This is a genomic window from Streptomyces luteolus (genome assembly GCF_029968015.1).
GTDB lineage: Bacteria > Actinomycetota > Actinomycetes > Streptomycetales > Streptomycetaceae > Streptomyces > Streptomyces luteolus.
Genome location: NZ_JASCIS010000100.1, coordinates 1 through 3,346, shown reverse-complemented (window position 1 = coordinate 3,346; position 3,346 = coordinate 1). Strand labels below are relative to the sequence as shown.

General features: G+C 63.5%; 5 protein-coding genes. 3 read left to right on the top strand and 2 right to left on the bottom strand.

All coding sequences use genetic code 11. The features are described from left to right. Positions 1-505: 505 nt before the first annotated feature. A complete protein-coding gene (locus QIT00_RS38600; RefSeq protein WP_282540176.1) occupies positions 506-631 on the bottom strand; it encodes a hypothetical protein in 126 nt (41 codons plus the stop codon). Positions 632-1,103: 472 nt separating this feature from the next. Continuing rightward, positions 1,104-1,421 carry a hypothetical protein gene (locus tag QIT00_RS38595; protein ID WP_282540175.1) on the bottom strand — a complete coding sequence of 106 codons (318 nt, stop codon included), beginning with the start codon at positions 1,419-1,421 and terminating at the stop codon, positions 1,104-1,106. A gap of 27 nt (positions 1,422-1,448) precedes the next feature. On the opposite strand from QIT00_RS38595, the gene QIT00_RS38590 reads away from it, so the two are divergent. From QIT00_RS38590 to QIT00_RS38580, 3 genes are all read left to right on the top strand, one after another. Further along, entirely contained in the window at positions 1,449-1,703 is a 255-nt protein-coding gene (locus tag QIT00_RS38590; RefSeq protein ID WP_282540174.1) for a hypothetical protein, read from the top strand. Between the two features lie 82 nt (positions 1,704-1,785). Next, positions 1,786-1,968 (top strand): hypothetical protein, encoded by a 183-nt coding sequence (locus QIT00_RS38585; protein ID WP_282540173.1) that lies wholly within the window; start codon positions 1,786-1,788, stop codon positions 1,966-1,968. A 122-nt stretch (positions 1,969-2,090) separates the two neighbouring features. Continuing rightward, positions 2,091-2,579, top strand: a complete 489-nt coding sequence (locus QIT00_RS38580; RefSeq protein WP_282540172.1) for a trypsin-like serine protease — start codon at positions 2,091-2,093, stop codon at positions 2,577-2,579. Positions 2,580-3,346: the final 767 nt, after the last annotated feature.

Below are 3,346 nucleotides of genomic sequence, written 5' to 3'. Positions count from 1 at the left end.
AAGAAGGATCCCGCCGGAGAGTTATGAAACTGCCGGTGGCTCGCACGCAGACTTTCCACCTGTAGCGGAAATCGGAGATTCGTCACCGCAAACCGGGACAGTGCGGGGTGAGCTACCACCTTGATCGATGGTTAGCTCACCCCGGCTCGTTTCCCTACCGTTGCCGAGGGCTGGCGAACCAGTAGATATAGAAGAAGTCCATGGGATTATCCCTGCGCCGCATCTCGTCCGTGATTCGCGCTAAGGTCACATCCTTAGACGTGCCCCACGCAAGGAATCTCTCGCCTTCCTTGCTGCTCTTGTCGCCGACTTGAACTTCTCGGTCCAACAAGTCAGAGATGAACCGCAGGGTGGCTTCTTGGATGTCAACTTCTCCTGCCGACGGGCCCACGATCTTCTCTTCGGCATCCCGAACGATATCGAAATAGACGGGGCTTTGCTTGGCGTAGTCTACAGGTAGTCCAACTCTTCCCTGTAGATCGCTTCGCTTGTTATCTGTGCGCTCCTATTTTGCGCGATAACTCATGAGGCCGAGCTGTGTTTGCGCGTCCTTAGCGAAGTCGATGGTGTAGTCGCTGATTCCGCCAGAGCTACTGAAGGCGCGATAGTTGATCTTCCCGTCGTCGATCACCCATGTCTCCACAGTCCCCTTTCCTGGCACCTCGCGCACAATGTTCGGATTGCCGAGCTGGCTGCGGATGCTGGTAGCGATCGACGTGATCTCTTCAGGAGAGACGATGTAGATGCCTGGCGCATCCTCGACACCGAACGGCTTACCCGTTGCTTAGTGGCGTGGACGATGTCCTGGACGGCTGCGACGCCCTCCTTGGTGGGCTTTGCCCCCTTGCCGATGGGGATCATCCCTGCTGCTGCCCACACACAGTCGCTGATCGTGGGGTCTGTGATGCATTTCTTGATGGCGCCGATGGCGAAGTCGACGATCAGTTTCGCCATCTGCTCGTCAACCTTGGGAAGACGAGGTCGGAGTCGCCTCTCGCCGTGGCGTATGCGCAGGGCGGGAGGTTGTCCGAAGCCGAACTCGCGGAAGCTGCGCGCAAGGCTGCGGAAAAGCGAAAGAAGGAGCGCGACAGTAAGCCCAAGTGCTAAGTCCCCATGGCCCGGAGCTTCTCGAGCACGTCCTTCCAGGCAGCTTCTGCGGCCTTCTCGGCTTCATCCGCGCTCTTTCCTGTATCTAGAGCGGAATGTCGCGCATCCTCTGCTGAGTCTCTGGCCTCGATGGCGGAGATGCGGGCGTAGCTCGCGGAGAATTCTGCTGGGGCGGCGGATTCTTCGGCGCTGATGGCGTCTTGAGTGGCGCGGTTGGCTGCGTTGCGTGCGGTGGTTGCGGAGGTCTTGGCTTGTGCGGCGCTGGTTTCGGCGCGGTCGGCAGCCTGGTCGGCTTGTGTCGCGTAGCCCCTCACATGTTTGACTTCTTCTGAGAGGTATCCATGGCGATAACCCCTGCCCGGAAGCTGCTGATGGGCAGTGCGGCAGCGGCGCTCGTGGCCGGGCTCGGCACGACCGCGCTGGCAGCGCCCCAGGCGGCGGCTCCGGCCGCTCCGCGTGCGGCTGCCGAGATGCCGGTGGCGATCGAGGACTTCAACTACCCCGGCGCGAACAAGCTCCTCGCGGAGCGAGGGATCACGCTCAAGCGCGGTGACGGGCACATCACCCTCACGTCGCTCACCGATGTCAGTGAGTGACCGCGGACCCGGAGAACATGTTCATCGAGTCCCACAAGGGCGGCTTCTGCTTCCATGCCAACGCCAAGGCGGCTACCTGACGATGGAACTGCCCGACACCTTCAACATCTGGACCGGCGAATCGCCCGTCAAGGCAACCCTCACCCCCACCGACGGAGGTGACCAGGAAGTCGTCAACGCCCCGGCCAACGACCTCAAGGCGGTCGGCGAATCCGGTGACACCGGCGTGCGCTCCGCCCTCGTCGAAATCCGCCTCCAGGGCTAACCGACCGCCACGCCTCCACTTCAGGCTTCGCTGCCCGAGCCTTCAGGCTGGCCTGGCCCTCTTCACACCTCACCCAGCCATCGCAGGCTGAGATGGCACACTCCAGAACCAGGAACATCCACGTGTCCAACCCACGTCCGCGCATAGCGTTGACAAGCGCCGCACTTGCGGCGGCCGTCGTCTCCGGCGTCCTCGCCGGCACCTCCGCCCAGGCTGTTGTCGTCGACCCCGCCAACGACGGTGACTTCGCCTTCACCGCCCGCCTGTCCACCGGCAACGACGAACGCGCATGCTCCGGTGCTCTCGTCGACCCGCAGTGGATCCTTACCGCCGCCAGCTGCTTCGCTGCCGACCCTCAGGCCGGACACGACATCCCCGCGGGTGCCCCGCCCAAGCCCACCACTGCCACCAATGCCCGCATCGACCTCGGCTCAACTGGCGGTCAGGTCCGCAATGTTGTCGAGCTGGTGCCGCATGCCGACCGGGACAGGGTGCTGGCCCGGCTGAGTGGTTCTGTGACGGGCATTGCCCCGGTCGCCTTCAGTGGTACGGCTCCGGCGGCGAGTGAGAGCCTCACGGTGAAGGGCGTCGCAAACCTCGTCGAGCCATGAGGTCTGGCGTCTGATCTCGGCGTGGGTAGTGCCGGCGTAGACGCTTGGGTCCTGGTAGATGTCCTGAGTGAACCATTGGCCAGAGCTGTGCGAGCGGAGGTGCGGCAGGCAAACGGGTGGCCACGGCCATGCTGAGCTTCCTGGTGGCGGCAACGGCCAGGCGTGGGCGGGTGGCTGGGTGTTTTCGGCGCAGATGGCCACGTCCTGTGCCGAGAAGTTTTCGCCCTGGTGGCTGGTGGTGTCCTGCGGCAGCAGCAGGTCGGTCAGCTTGACCCAGTCATTGAAGCGCGCGGTGCGCCGGGCGCTGGTGGGCGGGGGCAGGCCGTGAGACATCGGCTCGCCGTGGCCGCCGACGCCGAGGTGAAGCGGTCGGCGGAAATGTCATGGAGCGTGAAGGCAGCCTTGGCCGGGGTGACCGGGTGCCGGAAGTTCGGCGAGGTCACCATCGTGCCCATCCAGATCCGGTGCCGCCGCAGCGACGGCGGCCAGCGTCGTGGACGCCTCGTGCAGGAACGGTCCTGCTTCCAGAACAGATGGTCGTAGATCCATCCGGCGTGCAAGACCAACTCTTCCGCCCGACACCATTCCTCCTTGGCGACTACTCAGAGAGAATCGGGTCACGTCACCGCATCAATTCTCATACCGCTTGCTACATCTGGCCGCGGACGAGGAGCGCCTTGGCGCCGTACGCGGGGAATGGGAGAAGTGGTCGTCAACCGCCAGGATCCTCCTACGAGCGCGTCACGCGATCATGATTTCTTCTGGAG

Coding starts and splice junctions, on each gene's coding strand:
- QIT00_RS38590 (WP_282540174.1), top strand. CDS start 1,449: ATGGCGATAACCCCTGCCCGGAAGCTGCTGATGGGCAGTGCGGCAGCG.
- QIT00_RS38585 (WP_282540173.1), top strand. CDS start 1,786: ATGGAACTGCCCGACACCTTCAACATCTGGACCGGCGAATCGCCCGTC.